18 protein-coding genes are annotated in these 15,997 nt (G+C 38.8%); 13 read left to right on the top strand and 5 right to left on the bottom strand.

Annotated features, from left to right (window positions below):
* The first annotated feature begins 95 nt into the window (after nucleotides 1–95).
* On the top strand, nucleotides 96–677 hold the full coding sequence (locus EKM69_RS05730; RefSeq protein ID WP_125709043.1) for a sunset domain-containing protein: 582 nt from the start codon (nucleotides 96–98) through the stop codon (nucleotides 675–677).
* Complete coding sequence (locus EKM69_RS05725; protein WP_125709041.1) at nucleotides 677–1,516, top strand: DNA/RNA non-specific endonuclease; 840 nt, start codon at nucleotides 677–679, stop codon at nucleotides 1,514–1,516. The genes EKM69_RS05730 and EKM69_RS05725 overlap by 1 nt, the downstream gene beginning before the upstream one ends.
* A gap of 664 nt (nucleotides 1,517–2,180) precedes the next feature.
* Here EKM69_RS05725 and EKM69_RS05720 read toward each other — a convergent pair.
* Complete coding sequence (locus EKM69_RS05720) at nucleotides 2,181–3,086, bottom strand: proline iminopeptidase-family hydrolase (protein WP_125709039.1); 906 nt, start codon at nucleotides 3,084–3,086, stop codon at nucleotides 2,181–2,183.
* A 176-nt stretch (nucleotides 3,087–3,262) separates the two neighbouring features.
* Here EKM69_RS05720 and EKM69_RS05715 point away from each other — a divergent pair, with 176 nt between their 5' ends.
* From EKM69_RS05715 to EKM69_RS05700, 5 genes are all read left to right on the top strand, one after another.
* On the top strand, nucleotides 3,263–5,755 hold the full coding sequence (locus tag EKM69_RS05715; protein WP_125709037.1) for an NEAT domain-containing protein: 2,493 nt from the start codon (nucleotides 3,263–3,265) through the stop codon (nucleotides 5,753–5,755).
* Between the two features lie 111 nt (nucleotides 5,756–5,866).
* Nucleotides 5,867–6,013: a hypothetical protein gene (locus EKM69_RS12285; protein ID WP_164505866.1), complete on the top strand. Its 147-nt coding sequence runs from the start codon at nucleotides 5,867–5,869 to the stop codon at nucleotides 6,011–6,013.
* A gap of 27 nt (nucleotides 6,014–6,040) precedes the next feature.
* Nucleotides 6,041–6,496, top strand: coding sequence for a hypothetical protein (locus EKM69_RS05710; RefSeq protein ID WP_125709035.1), 456 nt, complete (start codon nucleotides 6,041–6,043; stop codon nucleotides 6,494–6,496).
* A 48-nt stretch (nucleotides 6,497–6,544) separates the two neighbouring features.
* Nucleotides 6,545–7,456 (top strand): hypothetical protein, encoded by a 912-nt coding sequence (locus EKM69_RS05705; RefSeq protein WP_125709033.1) that lies wholly within the window; start codon nucleotides 6,545–6,547, stop codon nucleotides 7,454–7,456.
* Nucleotides 7,457–7,573: 117 nt separating this feature from the next.
* A complete protein-coding gene (locus tag EKM69_RS05700) occupies nucleotides 7,574–7,879 on the top strand; it encodes a type II toxin-antitoxin system HicB family antitoxin (RefSeq protein WP_125709031.1) in 306 nt (101 codons plus the stop codon).
* A gap of 74 nt (nucleotides 7,880–7,953) precedes the next feature.
* Here the strand turns inward: EKM69_RS05700 and EKM69_RS05695 are convergent, their stop codons facing one another.
* Complete coding sequence (locus EKM69_RS05695) at nucleotides 7,954–8,706, bottom strand: winged helix-turn-helix transcriptional regulator (RefSeq protein WP_125709029.1); 753 nt, start codon at nucleotides 8,704–8,706, stop codon at nucleotides 7,954–7,956.
* A 290-nt stretch (nucleotides 8,707–8,996) separates the two neighbouring features.
* Between EKM69_RS05695 and EKM69_RS05690 the strand changes: the two genes are divergently transcribed.
* The 5 genes from EKM69_RS05690 (at nucleotide 8,997) to phoU (ending at nucleotide 13,357) form a co-directional block, all read left to right on the top strand.
* Nucleotides 8,997–9,896: a phosphate ABC transporter substrate-binding protein gene (locus EKM69_RS05690; protein WP_125709027.1), complete on the top strand. Its 900-nt coding sequence runs from the start codon at nucleotides 8,997–8,999 to the stop codon at nucleotides 9,894–9,896.
* 95 nt (nucleotides 9,897–9,991) lie between these two features.
* On the top strand, nucleotides 9,992–10,915 hold the full coding sequence (gene pstC, locus EKM69_RS05685; RefSeq protein WP_125709025.1) for a phosphate ABC transporter permease subunit PstC: 924 nt from the start codon (nucleotides 9,992–9,994) through the stop codon (nucleotides 10,913–10,915).
* On the top strand, nucleotides 10,912–11,799 hold the full coding sequence (gene pstA, locus EKM69_RS05680; protein ID WP_125709023.1) for a phosphate ABC transporter permease PstA: 888 nt from the start codon (nucleotides 10,912–10,914) through the stop codon (nucleotides 11,797–11,799). Before pstC ends, pstA begins: the two co-directional genes overlap by 4 nt.
* Before the next feature lie 4 nt (nucleotides 11,800–11,803).
* The gene (gene pstB / locus EKM69_RS05675; RefSeq protein WP_125709021.1) at nucleotides 11,804–12,598 is read left to right on the top strand and encodes a phosphate ABC transporter ATP-binding protein PstB; all 795 of its coding nucleotides are present in this window, start codon (nucleotides 11,804–11,806) and stop codon (nucleotides 12,596–12,598) included.
* Nucleotides 12,599–12,643: 45 nt separating this feature from the next.
* Nucleotides 12,644–13,357, top strand: a complete 714-nt coding sequence (gene phoU, locus EKM69_RS05670; protein WP_125709019.1) for a phosphate signaling complex protein PhoU — start codon at nucleotides 12,644–12,646, stop codon at nucleotides 13,355–13,357.
* 514 nt (nucleotides 13,358–13,871) lie between these two features.
* Here phoU and EKM69_RS05665 read toward each other — a convergent pair.
* The gene (locus tag EKM69_RS05665; RefSeq protein ID WP_125709017.1) at nucleotides 13,872–14,300 is read right to left on the bottom strand and encodes a MarR family winged helix-turn-helix transcriptional regulator; all 429 of its coding nucleotides are present in this window, start codon (nucleotides 14,298–14,300) and stop codon (nucleotides 13,872–13,874) included.
* A gap of 160 nt (nucleotides 14,301–14,460) precedes the next feature.
* On the opposite strand from EKM69_RS05665, the gene EKM69_RS05660 reads away from it, so the two are divergent.
* Nucleotides 14,461–14,901: an OsmC family protein gene (locus tag EKM69_RS05660; RefSeq protein ID WP_125709015.1), complete on the top strand. Its 441-nt coding sequence runs from the start codon at nucleotides 14,461–14,463 to the stop codon at nucleotides 14,899–14,901.
* A 62-nt stretch (nucleotides 14,902–14,963) separates the two neighbouring features.
* Here EKM69_RS05660 and EKM69_RS12280 read toward each other — a convergent pair whose 3' ends face one another.
* A complete protein-coding gene (locus EKM69_RS12280) occupies nucleotides 14,964–15,119 on the bottom strand; it encodes a hypothetical protein (RefSeq protein WP_164505865.1) in 156 nt (51 codons plus the stop codon).
* An 18-nt stretch (nucleotides 15,120–15,137) separates the two neighbouring features.
* Entirely contained in the window at nucleotides 15,138–15,704 is a 567-nt protein-coding gene (locus EKM69_RS05655; RefSeq protein WP_164505864.1) for a helix-turn-helix domain-containing protein, read from the bottom strand.
* Nucleotides 15,705–15,997 lie beyond the last annotated feature (293 nt).

The raw sequence follows: 15,997 nt of genomic DNA, 5'->3' as shown, positions 1-15,997 counted from the left end.
TATTGCTTTTTTACTGGCAAAATCAGTGGGGGATTTTGTATCAGAGATCGGATTTAGGTAAAATTAACTTTGACTTTAAAAATGGGGGATGAAAAATGACCTTGATCGGGATAATGCTAGTGATTGCGATGATAACCATCGTAGTCATTAACTTACAAAATGTCAGACTAAAGCCGCTCTTAGCAACGGGAGCAGTTTTTTTAACGATGGCTTTGGTTTTGACGGGATGTAGTGAAGAAGAGACCGATTCAACTAGTTCGTCGACGGACCAGACTGAACAGATCTCGAAAAAAGAATATGATCAAGCTAAAAAAGAACACAAGCAGTTGGTAGCAACTAACCAGCAGCTTGATGAAGAATTAGCTAAAACGGAACAAGAAAGAAAACAGTTGGAGGAAAAGAATGAATCACAAAATTCAGCTCCAGCTGTGACGGCTAGTCCTGAGCAGTCGAATGATTATCAACAAGAGGATCAACCAACGACGAATAATAATGCCAATAACTCTGGCGATGAGATGATCTCCGGCGGTGATTCGCAATACATTATCGGTAATGTCAATTCGCACGTTTATCATTTGCCGGGACAACGTGGTTACAGTATGAAATCGAAAAATGCGGTTTATTTCTCGTCCGAACAAGAAGCAATCAATGCTGGATATAGGAAGGCTAAACAATAATGAAAAAACAATTTAAAGCGATAATTGTCTTAGTATTTGGCGTTTTGCTTTTTGCCGGAGTTTCGGTCGAATCAAACGTTGATGCGGGACAAAATAATGATCAAACAGAGTTTCAAGATAAGGCTTCAAAGTTACTGAAGAGTAATAAGAAGCTGAAAAAACAGATCAAGACTAAGCAGAAGAAGATCGAACAGAATCGAGCTTATATTAGTAAGCACTCTGATCAAGCACAGTCGGATCAAAATGATTCTTCGAGTTCTGCTTCTGATCTTGCACAATTAGATTACGCAGGAAAACAGCAAATTACCGTGAATAATAATAATCCGCAATTTAGTCAGGCTGATATGAGTACTGCTTCCGGTGCTTGGCAGTCTTATGGTAATTTGGATGGTTTGAACCGAGTTACGGCTGCTAATGCTTTGTTGAATAAGTCGTTGATGCCTTCGGATAAGCGTGAACGGTTGTTTATTAGTCCTACTGGTTGGCATAATAAACGGATCAAGGGTGGCTGGCTTTATAATCGTAGTCATTTGATCGGGTATCAGTTTACTGGACAGAATAATAATATGAAGAACTTGATGACTGGGACGGCTTCTTTGAATAGTCCTGAGATGCAGGCTCATGAGATGGATGTTGCTTATTATTTGAAGGGTGATAGTCGTCGGTTTGTTCGGTATCGGGTTACTCCTGTGTTTCGTGGTAATGAGCTGTTGGCTCGTGGTGTTCAGATGGAGGCACAGTCTGTTGGTGATGATTCGGTGCATTTTAATGTTTATATTTTTAATGTGCAGAGTGGAGTTAGTTTGAATTATGCTGACGGTACTAGTCGTGTAGGATAGTTGTTTTGCTAGAGGTGAGAGAGTTTTTGGCAGACGAGAAGCGTTTTGTTTGTGGTGGCGTTTGTGATTTTAGGTGTGTTGGGTTTGAGGTGATATTTTGTGTTGGTGGTTCACTGCCGACTCCGGGGCCCGGGGATACAGACGCTGGAACGCACCTGACGCGATTTTGAGCTACCCGAGGAGACCACTCGGGCATCTCAAAACTCGGTCTTATTCTAAGCGATAAATCGCTAAGAATAATTTAGGTGCTGAGGTCTGTATCCCCGGGCCCCTCCGTCTAGATAGTGCAACAATCCCCCCCTTTTTTTTGGGGTGGGACCGAGTTTTTTTGAGCAAGTTGGCACTTTTTGCGCGTCCTAGGTTTTGTGGTCTATCTCAATTTCTACCTTTGTTGGTAAGATTAAAACCTTCAATCAAAACCTTCGTTCAAAACCTCTATGTCAAAACATTAAAATTTGAATCTTAAAACCTTAATGCGTTATTTGTTTTTGGGTTTTGCAATATTTTATGAGTTTCTTCTATATTAATTAATATATTTCTTGGCTCGCGTGCTGCTTCGCGCACTCTCGCCTGGTTTAGGAAAACAAAAAACCGGAATACTTGTATTTTTCATCCTTGTATTTTCCGGTTTTTTCTTTTGTCTCGTTATGTTTGTTTTTCTTTTTTAGTCGTTGAAGTTGTTGCTTTCGACGTCTTTGATGAATTTCTCCAGATGTGCGAAGTAGACGTCTGGGTTGTCGATCATGTGGTGGTGTCCTCCATTTGGTGTTGTTTCTAAACGTGCATGGGGGATTTCTTTTTGCATGATTTTGGCTGTGGCGATTGGCATGCTTTCGTGTTCACCAAATGTTAGTAATGTTGGGACTGTGATTTCTTTTAGGTGTTTTCTGAAGTGCCAGTCTTTTAGTTTTCCTGTGATGACGAATTCGTTGTTTCCTTGGAAGGCTCCGTAGACGTCTGTGTTTGATGTGTTTACTAGATGTCTGATGGCTGTTGGTTGTCTTCTGTCGATGTATTCGGCATTTAAGATGTCAACGTAGCTTTGGTATGTGGCGTCTTCTAGGTCGTTTTCGGCTTCTTTTTGTTCCATGTATTTAACTTTGTCTGGGCCTAATGCGTCCATTCTGCATTGGTTGATGCTTTTTACGTAGTCATCGATTTCGTCGACCATACTTGAGATGATGGCACCTTTTAAGTGTTTGCCGTATTTTGCGGCGTACATTTGGACTAGTGCGCCACCCCATGATTGACCGATTAGGTAGAAGTTGTCTAAGCCTAGTTTTTGGCGGACTTCTTCTACTTCTTCTAGGAAGTAGTCATATGTTAAGTATTTCTTAGCAATTTCAGGGTCGCTGTAGTCTGGGGTGTCTGAGTACCATGATCCTAGTTGGTCGTACATTGTGACTTCAACGCCTAGGTCGGCTAGTTTGTCACCGAAGTTTTCCCAGTATTCGTGGTTACCACCGGGGCCACCGTGTAGGCAGAGTAATTTGATATCGCCTTGTCCTGCTGTGTGGGTCCAAAGGTGATAGCCGTTGTCTAAAGTTAGGATATGAGTACCTTGTTTCATAAAAAATTTGCCTCCAAAAAAGTAATAGTTACAGTATATAACTTAGTCAGTTGGTGTCAAAAATTAAATGCTTGATATCGGTCAAATAATACGTTTATCACAAGTAATAAAATGATAAGTATAAGCCATGAATATATGATATTATAAACGTATACATTTTATAGGGGGGCATTACAATGAAGAAAAGCATTGTTAGATTGTTAGCCGTGGGTATGTTGCTCGGGGGAGCAATTGTACCAGCAACAGTAACTAACGATGGATCGCTATCGCCAGTTACAACTACTCAAACAGCCAAGGCTGCCACCACAGATAAGGAACAAACGATTGATTTTGATGTTCTGAAAACAGGCACTAATAATGCATCGATCTCAAGCCAGTACTTTACAAAAACTGCTAAGATAGCACCTAATAGTGATGGGACTTACAAAGTTACCATTCAAGTAAGTATTCCAACGGTTGCTTCAGTTGATATTTTGACCATGGGTGGTCAAAAAGTTACTGATTCAGACAAATATAAAACTGGCTCCGGTACTTACCAAGACATCAGTTTTAATATTAACAATGTTTCGGATTTAAAAAATCCGTTGAGCAGTAGTATGAAAATTCAAGTCATGGGATTAGGCTTGATGAATCAAACGGCTGATTTCAAGTTTGATATGAATACTTTAAAAGACGTTAAGTCAGATAACAGTACAGAAGACAAGACTCCTACTGAAACTGACAAGGAAACAGAACCTGAAACGGATACAAATAAAGATGATCAAACAGTCGATACTGACGACTACGATGATGAATTAGTTCCAACGCAAATTGGTGAGACCGGTAATGAATTGATCCCCCAACAAATCGGTGAAAACAGTGACAACTCTGAAGAGGGTACTAAGGTTACTGTTGGAGATCCAATAAAGATTGCTACGACACATTACGATGATTTGAAGAATGCACAGACTATTGATTTTTCAGTATTGAAAGAAGGTACGACAGAACCTTCAGTATCAACTCAATACTTTAATCAAACTGCAAAAGTCACTCCTAATGATGATGGTACATATAAGGTGACGATTCAAGTAACTATACCTTCAATTGCTCAAGTAGATATCTTTACCATGGGTGACAAAAATGTCAATGAATCAGAGAAATATACTACTGATTCTGGTACATACAAAGATATTAGTTTCAATGTTAACGACCCATCGGAATTAGGAAACTTATTAACAAGTAGTATGAGAATTCAAATTCCTTCTTTGAGTATGGATATGAGTCCAAAAGCTGACTTCAAATTTGATTTAAGCACATTATCAGAAGCAAATACTGAAGAACCAAGTACTACAAATCCTAGTACAGAAGAACCAAGTACAACGGAGAATAATGGTGGTTCAACAGATAATAACAATTCAACCGAAGTCAACGATGCTACTGGTGACGACAAAGATGCAAAAGAACCTGCAAAGACTTCAGAAAAAGAAACTCAATCTAACAAGGCTTCAGACAAAAAAGCAAAACTTCAAACAATAACATTTGATGTTTACAAGACAGGTACTAATAACAAGTCTATTTCAAGTCAATACTTTACAAAGACTGCTAAGATCACTCCAAACAGTGATGGTACTTACAAAGTAACGATCCAAGTTGAAATTCCTACAATTGCTTCAGTAGATATTTTGACTATGAATGGTAAAAAAGTTACTGATTCTGATGAGTACAAGAAAGATTCAAGAAATTATCAAGATATTAGCTTCAACATTGATGACGTTACCGACTTGAAGAACCCTCTTGAAAGTACGATGAAGATCCAAGTTATGGGATTAGGTTTGATGAACCAAACTGCCGACTTTAAGTTTAATATTAAATCATTGAAGACAGTTGAATCAGGTGATGACAAAGATTCAGATACTAAACCATCAACTGATGGCAAAGATACTGATAAAGAAGACGACGAATTGATTCCTGATCAAATCGGTGAAGATTCAGATACAAACTCTTCATCAAGTTCTGAAGAAGGTTCCAGCGTTGCTGTTGGCGATCAAGTTAATACCGACTCAACAAGCACTAATGATCAAGACGAAATTCCTTATCAAGTATTAAAGGAAGATCCTTCGCAAGGAGAATCAGTTTCAACTCAATTTTTCACAGGTAAAGCTAAAGTTACTAAAAACGATGATGGTACTTACAAAGTTATGATGACTTTGACTTACCCAACAACATTTGGTGAAAAGCCTGTAACGATCGATTCGATCAATGGTGGTTCGATCAACGCTGCCGATACGAAGACTTATTCGAAAGACAACAAGAACTTCATGGACTTCAGTTTTAACGTTCAAAGTAAGAGTGCTTTGGACCAATTGATCCCATGTACTATGACGATCGACGTTTCTCAATTAGGCTTCAACTCGACTGAAAGTGTAAACTTCAAGTTTAATGCGACATCATCCGGTGTTGCCGGAGCCACAACAACAGGTACTAGTGGTACCAACGGAACAGGTGTATATGGATCAACTTCAGGTTGGCCATCATCAGTAACTTCCGCAAATCCAAGTATGACAAATAGCACATTGCCACAAACAGGTGACACAACGAGAACAGCTGTCTTAACAGCCATCGGTGTTTCAGTTGCCGCAATCAGTGCCGTATTATTCAGAAACTTTTACAAAGCTGAATTCGACAAATAAGATTTTTAAAAAAGCAAACCGTCCGTAGGTTTGCTTTTTATTATGCCTAAATTAAGTTCCAGTAATGTGCAGAATCCGTTAAGATGTAATTAACGAGAAAAGAGGTAAATCATGGCAAAAACAGTTGATGAAGCAAAAATTTTTTCCCAGTTCAAAGACGATCCCAGTTACGCACATTTAAAAAAGTATCCAGAAAAAATGATCAAACAAATTGTCGACTTCACTTTCGAAGTGTTGCCTGATGATCTGCAGCAATGAGATGAAACTCAGCTGGATTATTTATATTTGACCGTATTACAAACGGACTTGTATTTGGAATGGCACAATCCGCATGTACCTGAAAGTATAGGGATCAATTTTTCTGATCAGCTAGTAGCTGATATTGCCATTTATTTCATGAAATTCTTAGCAAAAAATCAGCAAATGAAGCTCGATTCCAAGAAATTTCAAACATATGTCAAGAAGCTACATAAACAGTGCCAGTTCCTCGATTTTGAAAAAACTAAATTTAAAGCTAAAGATGTATTTGAAAATAATTATTTACCAAGCTGGCAGCGAACGGAATCAGTCCATGTCATTTTAGATACAACTAAGTGGATGATAGCTTTTCAACAAGACGAAGATGTTTGGTCGAAACGCCCCAAAGATGTCGATCGCGACTTTTTAAAAATTTGCGTCCAAGCTTTATCAACCGCAGCCTACGACCGCTTCCGGCAAACGCCTGATAACTGGAAACCTTAGGTCATCAAAAAAATCCTAACGACAACATTCATCCGAGAAACAAAACTCATGCGCCAAGATTACGAACTAGTCGTCCCAGTCTTATCAAGTTTTTTTGAATTCGTGGCTCAACAGGGCTGGTTACCAAAAAAGACGGTCAAATTATATCAAAAAGCTTTTGCTGATAGTAATGCCGAAATGAATGATTTGTCAGAAGAGCCGAAAAATTATCCCTTTGAAAAGCGAATTTTATTTTATACATATGATGGACTCGAACCAGAAGATGGCGAAAGCTTTGACGATTATGTCTATAGTTTGCAAGAGAATCATAGCCTCGACATTACTGATGCAGACGACATGAATTATATGGAACAAAAATCGCTGGACGAAGATTTTGTCATGAAAGGTTTCAGTGATGAGGAAAAACTGAATCCGAAAAGTACCAAAGCACCCAGCGACTACATCGGTGTGATCAACTTTGATCAGTTGGAGATGCCAATAGATAAGCATCAAGATATTTTATTTAATCGGGAAACTTTACGAACAGTCGCTGAATTAGTCGATCCCGACCGCGAACAAAAGTATTTAGACTACCCACATCGCAGCACCCACGGCAGATTTCGTTGGTCAGTAACAAAGGCTGAAGAGGTGCACATGCAAGGTGTGGAAATCGGCGTAACGTGGTGGTTATTGCGGGACAAGATCAGAGTTCCTGCAGATGTCGACTTTCCTGAATTAGTCAGCGATGTTTCATTCTTTTTTGATGAATTTTACAACGACAGTCTGTTGTTCGTTCGCCGGTGGAGCGTGCGTGATTTGAGGTCATACGCCCGCATCAACGAAAGTCGTGATGACTACAATTACATCGTCAAAATTTTCCGCGGTATTTTCAGCGTATTAAGAGCGACTGGCGAACTTTCGTATGATGAAGTGCTTGATTATAAGGCAGTTTTCAAACCAAAGCGTAAAAAACGAAGTTAAAAACAATTTTCGTTTTATACAAAAATAATTTGTTTAATCTAATATTCACTCTTCATGAATATGTTGTATAAATAATGTAATTCAAAATATCTTGATTATTTATGTGGAGTGATAACTATGATGGAAAAAATAACGTACCCAGCAATTTTAAATAAAAATGAATACGAAGAAAAAACCGTTTATAATGTAGTCTTCCCAGACTTATCGTTAGCCAACACATACGGTGAATCAATCAAAGATGCTAGAGAAAATGCCGAGATCCTCTTAAAGCTATTGTTAGATGATGAAGAAGTTTTACCTAGATCATCAACGATGGTAGATATCCAAGACCATTATCCAGATAGCATCGTTTCTTTGATCACGGTAACTAGAGAACGAGAAAATAAAGCACAAGAAATTTCAAAATTCGGTCAACTTCAATAAAAAATAGCAATTGAAAAAGGACCCGGAGCATGTGATGCTTTGGGTCCTTTTTTTGAAATTATTTTTCAGAGTAATTAAACACTTTCCGCAACTAAAGGATAAGAATTATCCAAAATATATCCAAACCCACGGACAGTCTTGATCCAAGTAGGGTCTTGCGGATTAGTTTCTAGCTTGTCACGCAAATGGCTAATGTGAATATCTATGATCCGAGATGATCCGATAGTATCGTATCCCCAGACGCCTTCGAGCAATTGCTCACGACTCAAGACTTGGCCACGGTGCTTCATCAAGTACCACAATAAGCTGAATTCTTTGGGGGTCAATCCTAGATCAATGCCATCATTAGTGACACGGTACTGTTTAAAGTCGATCTCCAAATTGTCACATTTAACTGAAGAATGCTCTTTACGATTGCGAGGCGATTGGGTGTTGCTGATCTCCTCGGCAATTTTATTTGAACGATTGTAAACCCAAATCAATTGCTTCAATCGAGCGACTAATTCGTTGTAATCTACCGGTTGGATCATGTAAGCGTCGATGTTTAAGTTGTAACAGTTGATCCGTTCGTCTTGGTTCTCCTGTTGTGAAAAGACTACGATCGGTCCGTCGATGTGTTTGCGGATCAGTTTCATTTCGCTTACATATTGTTTCAATGGTGCGGCTGATAAATCCCAAATCAGGCCAGAGACCGCTTCGTCCTGGACTAAATCTAATGTTTTGTTCGGATCCGTCATATTGCTGATGAACCAGCCTTGATCATTACAATGGCGATTGATCTCAATGAATAATGATAGGTTGTTGCTTAATAAAACTAAGGGTTTCATTTATTCATTTGACCTCCACATAGATTTTAAAAAATGTTTTCAATATCTACAGAAAGTATACCAAGCAAATTATGACGATGTCCCCTGTAAACACACGGTTTTACATTGTTATTTGATATATGAAAATACAAATATTTGAATATCAGAATTTATAAAAATGCGCGAAACTGTAACATAAAATTTACAACTAATTTACATTCAATATACAAAAAATTTACTTTTATCAAGTACAGTATAGGCAGACTTAAAGATTAGCTATGCTAATTAAATTTATTAAGGGGTCCTATTTTATGAAAAAGAGAAACTTCTTCTCAACTCTAGTTATGTTGGGTGCAGTGGGTGCTGTTTTAACTGGTTGTGGTTCAAACAATGCCTCATCTACGAATGGAGAATCAAACGCAAGTGACCATGCTGGTAAGATCACAGCCGTTGGTTCAACAGCTCTTCAACCATTAGTTGAAAAGGCTGCTGGCCAATTCCAAAATGAAAACAAGAAGATCAGTGTTACTGTTCAAGGTGGTGGATCTGGTACAGGTCTTAGCCAAGTTCAAGACGGCGCTGTTGCTATTGGTAACTCTGATGTATTCGCTGAATCAAAATCAGGTATCGATGCAAGTAAACTAGAAGACCATCAAGTTGCTGTTGTTGGTATGGCTCCAGTTGTTAACAAAGACGCTGGTGTTGAAAACGTAACAATGGAACAACTTAAAGGCATCTTCACAGGTAAGATCACTAACTGGAAAGAAGTTGGTGGTAAAGACGAAAAGATCACTGTTGTTAACCGTGCCGAAGGTTCAGGTACACGTGCAACATTTGAAGACGCCGTTCTTAAGGGCGACAAGGCCGTTAAGTCTCAAGAACAAGACTCAAATGGTACTGTTCAAAAGATCGTTTCATCAACTCCAGGTGCTATTAGTTACTTAGCATTCTCATATTTAAATGATTCTGTAAAACCACTATCTATCGATAAGGTAAAACCTACTGACGAAAATGTTGCTTCAAACAAGTGGAAGATTTGGTCATATGAACACATGTACACAAAGGGCAAAGCTAAGACAGCTGCTGCTGATTTCTTGAAGTACATGAATTCTAAAGACGTTCAAGATGGTTTAGTTAAGAAAATGGGTTACATCAGTATTCACGATATGAAAGTTCAAAAAGACGCTAAAGGTAACGTTACTGAAAAGTAGTCGTTGTCTATAGTTGAAAACTTTGACCAAATTAGGGGGGAGATTTTGTCAAACTAATTGGTCGGAGTTTTTTTTATTTAATTTGGAGGATTCAAATGAAAGAGATTCAAAATAAGTTGCTACAAAAGTCAAAAGCAACTCGTGAAGATCACTTTGGTAAAGCTATATGTTATTTATGTATTGGATTTATCATTGCTTTAGTCGCATGTATTTTGTACTTTATCACTTCTCGTGGTATAGCAACTTTTACGAAAGATCATGTTAACTTATGGGGATTCTTAACGGGAGTAAATTGGAATCCAGGAGCACTTGACGCTAATGGAAATCCTGAAGTCGGAGCCTTGCCAATGATCGTTACATCATTTAGTGTTACGATCCTGGCCGCTATCGTCGCAACGCCATTTGCTTTAGGTATGGCTATCTTTATGTCGGAAATTGCTGGCAAGAAAGGTACTAAATTTTTACAACCAGTAATTGAACTACTAGTTGGTATTCCTTCAGTAGTTTATGGATTTATCGGACTTTCAGTGATCGTACCATTGATCAGAAAGACCTTTGGTGGGACAGGTTTCGGTATTTTAGCCGGAACGATCGTCTTATTCGTCATGATCCTACCAACGATCACTTCTCTATCAGTCGATAGTTTGAAGGCTGTTCCGATCAGTTATCGCCAAGCTTCACTAGCTTTAGGTGCTAACCGTTGGCAAACGATCTACAAAGTTATTTTAAGAACTGCTGCACCAGGTATTTTAACGGCCATCATTTTTGGTATGGCTAGAGCGTTTGGGGAAGCGCTAGCTGTTCAAATGGTTATCGGAAATGCACTGTTGATGCCAAAAGGACTAGTATCACCAGCTTCAACTTTGACTAGTAAATTGACGACCGATGTTGGAAACACAGTTATGGGAACATTGCCAAATAACGCTCTTTGGTCATTGGCTTTAATCTTGTTATTCATGTCTCTATTTTTCAACTTAATTGTTAGATTTATTGGTAAGAAAGGCAGTATTAAAAAATGAATCCAAAACGTACAAATAATATCGCAACGGGAGTCATCTATGGCTTAGTTGGCATCGTTGTTTTAATCCTGTTATTTCTTATTGGTTACATCTTATTCAATGGTGTGCCACATATTTCTTGGCAATTGTTGAGTTCACCTGCACAAGCCTTTAGTGCCGGTGGTGGTATTCGTGATCAACTGTTCAACTCGCTCTACTTATTAGTACTAACCTTGATTATTTCGTTCCCAATTGCCTTGGGGTCTGGTATTTATTTAGCCGAATACGCAGCTGACAATTGGTTCACGCATTTGATCAGAACCACTATCGAAGTGCTTAGTTCACTACCTTCAGTGGTTGTTGGTTTGTTTGGTTACTTATTCTTAGTAATCCAATTGAATTTGAGTTTCTCAATTTTGTCTGGTGCCATCGCTTTGACATTTTTCAACTTGCCTTTATTGACAAGGAGTATCGAAGAATCACTCAATAGTGTTTCTGATTTACAAAAACAAGCAGGGATGTCGTTAGGACTTTCAGACTGGCGTACGATCACACGGATCATTTTGCCAGTAGCGTTACCTGGTATTTTGACAGGTGTGATTTTGAGCGCTGGACGTGTCTTCGGTGAAGCTGCCGCCTTGATCTATACTGCTGGTCAAAGTGCACCATCCGTTGATTACGGCAACTGGAATATTTTTGATCCAGCTAGTTTTTTAAACCCAATGCGTCCTGCTGAAACACTAGCCGTTCATATTTGGAAGGTCAATACCGAAAGCGTTACGCCTGATGCTCACTTGATTTCGAGTGCTTCATCAGCAGTATTGATCATTGTGATCTTAGTATTCAATTTAGGAGCACGTTTCATCGGAAATTGGCTCTACAAGAAGATGACGGCAACGAGGTAAAACTATGAAAACATACAATCTTGAGGAAAAATCAATCGTAACTATCGAAGATGAGATCGAGATCTCATCTGATAACTTACAAGTTTTTTATGGCGACAGTCATGCCATATTTGATGCAACACTTAAATTTCCAAAGAATCAGATCACTTCGTTGATCGGAGCTTCTGGTTCAGGAAAATCAACGTATTTGCGATCATTGAATCGTATGAACGATAAAATTGCCCGAGTTGAAGGTAAGATCATGTACCAAGGAACTGACATCAACTCAATAAAGGTAAATGTTTACGAGGTTAGAAAGCAAATCGGAATGGTATTTCAAATGCCCAATCCATTTGCGAAGTCGATCAGAGAAAACATCTTGTTCGGTTTGAAGAGTAACGGTATCAAGGACAAAGAGGTCTTGGATGAGCGACTTGAAACTAGTTTGAAAGAAGCAGCTTTATGGGATGAAGTTAAGGATGAACTCGACAAGAGTGCTCTTTCTTTATCCGGTGGGCAAGCTCAACGTCTTTGTATCGCACGTTCCATCGCTATGCATCCAAATATTTTATTGTTGGATGAACCGGCTAGTGCTTTAGACCCAATTTCTACCTCAAAGATCGAAGATACATTGACTGAATTAAAGAAAAAATACACTATCATAATTGTTACTCATAACATGTCACAGGCAACACGTATTAGTAACTACACCGCCTTTTTCCACTTGGGACACGTGGTGGAATATGATAAAACAAGCAAAATTTTTATGAATCCAACAATGCCAGCCACGGCAGATTATATTGCTGGTGCCTTTGGTTAATCCAATCAAGTGATTGGGTAGTTGGTTTATTCCGGAGGAAAACTAATGCGAAAGTTATTTTCAAATGAATTGAATAGATTGCATGATCAATTCATGCAAATGGGGATTAATACGAGCGAGCAAATTTATCAGGCTACCAAAGCATTCACCACGCATGATAATACTTTGGCAAAGGAAGTAATCGAAGATGATCAAAACACAAATAGTGAAGAAGTTTGCCTTGAAAAAGAGGCTTTTGATTTCATTGCATTACAACAACCTGTGGCAACAGATCTACGAATTATCATGGTTATTCTGAAAGCTAGCTCTGACTTGGAACGGATCGGGGACCACGCAGTCAGCATTGCGCAAGAAACGATCCGTGGGGAGACTGATCATCGGCTACCAACCGTTGAACAGAAAATCGCAGATATGACATCACAAATCAGAACAATGCTCGAGCAAGCCTTGGATTCATACGTCAGAAATGATGCAGAACTAGCAAGATCAATTGCCAGAGAAGATTTGCATGTCGATAAAAAATACATTATGACGAGAGCCTTAGTAACTGATGCCATTCAAGATGGCGAGATCACTGCTAAAATGGGCTCAAGCTATTTGATGGTCGACCGTCTTTTAGAACGAATCGGCGATCATATTGTCAATCTTGCTGAGTGGACGGTTTATGTCGCCACTGGTGAGATGGTCGAGCTTAATCAAGGGAAACGTAATGGGGATATGTTGGCCCAGATGATGGAGCGGAAGCGACGTGATGTGTAGTTTTATTAATAGTAAGAGAAAAAGCAGCCTATCGGTTTATGATAGGCTGCTTTTGCGATTGGGTTTGGGCTTTTGATTTTGGTTTTTTATCTTTGCTTGTGTTTTATTTTTGTTGCGGTCGTTGATTGGATGGTGGTTCACTGCCGGTTCTGCGGGAGGGTTCCGGGAATTGCGACTGTGGCTTCCTTAGTTGTTCGGTGGCGTAGCCACCACCAAGAACCAGTTGCGCAAGTGCGTTAGCACTTACGTTCCGTTATTTCACACCTGACAGCGAATTTCCTCCATCCCCCGCAGAACCTAGGGTAGTACAATCAATAATTTTTTGTGGGGTTACGGTACTTAGTTTTATAGGGGTAGACTGTTTTGGTTTATATTGAAGTACCCATTTTTTGTTGAGTCCTAGGATTTGTTTTTCGGGGCTTATCTTGTTGATTTTTGTTTGGGTAAAATGAATGAAACCTAAACCAAGATCAAAACCAAAGGCAAATTCAAGGTCTTGAGGTGAAGTTCTTTTTTAGTCCTTTTTTGTATTTTCGACCATTTGATTTAGTACTTTGACGACGGTTTCGAGGTCTTGGTCACTTATTCCTTTTACTGTGTGGTCTTTGAAGTTTTCTGCGACTGGTAGTAGGGCTAGGCATTTTTCGTTGCCTTTTTTGGTTAGTTGCAGTTGTTTGTTTCTTTTGTCGTTTTCGTCTTGGATCCTGTTTATTAGGCCTTCCGATTCTAAGCGTTGCGTTAGGCGAACTATGCTTGGTTCTTTGATGGACATTTTTTCTGCTAGCTCTTTTTGAGTTATTTTGGGTGTTTCGTGGAGGAAGTATAAGGCTATCCACTGGCTGCGGGTTATTCCGTACGGTCGTAGGTCTTTCTCTAAAGCTTCTGAGAAAATTTTGCCGCTTTGATTTGTAATGAAAGCTAAACAGTTGTCGATTTTAAACACCAGCGGATCCTCCTTGTTATTTTTATCAAGTATAACAAAATATATTTATTAATAGTACAGATTATAAATAATTACTTAGCTAAGTATTGTTTTTATATTTTTTGCATGATAAAATTTGTCTGTAAGTTAAAAACATCACAAACTCAAGGGGGAATTTCAAATGTTACAAACAGTTACAGCAACTGCCAAAAAATTACCTGAAGGCATGCAGGTTGAAACGGCATCAAGAAATTTCAAGATTTTGATCGATGAACCAAAACACATGGGTGGAACAGACGCTGGAATGAATCCAATCGAGGTTTTGCTTTGTGCATTAGGCGCTTGCCAATCGATCTGTGCAGCCTCATTCGCAAAGAAATTTGGATTCGAATTTGAAGAGTTTCACATCGAATTAGCAGGGGACTTCGATCCAGCTGGATTCATGGGGGATCCTAATATTCGTAATGGTTTCCAAGAAATTCGTTTTGAAACGCACTTCAAGACAAATGAATCACAAGAAAAAGCAGAGAAATTCGCTGACTTCATCGAGGACACATGTCCAATCGCCGACAACTTAACAAATGGGGTTAAGTTAGTAAGAACCGGTGTAGTAAGAGATTAATAAAAAAGTCATCCAGGGGTGGATGGCTTTTTTTTGTGGAATCTTCCAAATTTCGTTAAAGATCAATCATCTTTCTTACGATTATTAGTAGTTTGCTCTTGCTTAATATCAAAATGGATAATTTGCTCAGCAGTTTCCTTATTGACGAAATTGCCTAACATTTTTGCAATTTGACTATATTGACGTAGTAAATAGTCTTTATCTTCTAATCCGGCCATTATGAAAACCTCATTTCATCAAATTAGGTTCAAAACAAAGTGGAAAATGAGCCAAACTAAGACCAAGCCGATCCCTAAACCAATGATGCCACCTAAAATAGTCAGCCAAATGATTTTAGCTTTGGAGCGATGAACAGGTGGAGTCAATTTATTTTGCGAAAATGACACTATTTGAGAAAAAGTCTTTAAATTAGCGGAGTCAGCAGTCTTCCATAGAAAATATAACAACACCAATCCCAAGACACAAAAAGCACCAACCAACCAAGAACCTAAAGAAATTGACCACTTCAAAGTAATCAAACTAAGATAAGACAAAACCAAAACGCTAATAAAACTAAACCCATACAAACGAATCTTCTGACGAGCAATCTTATTTTTCATCAGCGGAATATCCTCCTTAATCAATTCATCCAGAGAGACATCAAACAAATCAGACAAAGCCACCAATCGATCAATATCAGGATAAGTCTTATCATTCTCCCAGTTAGAAATAGTTTGCCGACTAACCAAAAGCAACTCAGCCAACTTCTCCTGACTACAACCCCGACTAGCACGCAAATCCGAAATCTTAGACCCAATAAACATAAGCATCTCCCCATCTCTAATTAAGAACCAACCGCAAACAAAAGTCTGTCAAAAGCCTTTTACATCAGAAAAACGTAACGCTACATTCACTTAAATAGTACCAGATAAAAACAAAGAAAAGGGAATGAAGAAGAACATCGGTCAAACTAACATGAAAGTAAATCTACAAAATAATTACGTAAAATAAACAAGTTATTAGAAAAAAAGGAAAAAACAGAAAGAGGCGAGAGTGCGAGGAACGAGCAAGCGAGCAAGAAAACGAGGGGAGAGCAAAAGCAATATGAATCAAACGG

This window comes from Companilactobacillus zhongbaensis (assembly GCF_003946515.1).
In the GTDB taxonomy this organism is placed as follows: Bacteria; Bacillota; Bacilli; order Lactobacillales; family Lactobacillaceae; genus Companilactobacillus; species Companilactobacillus zhongbaensis.
Note: the sequence above shows the minus strand (reverse complement) of the source record. Positions and strands in the feature narration are given on the sequence as shown.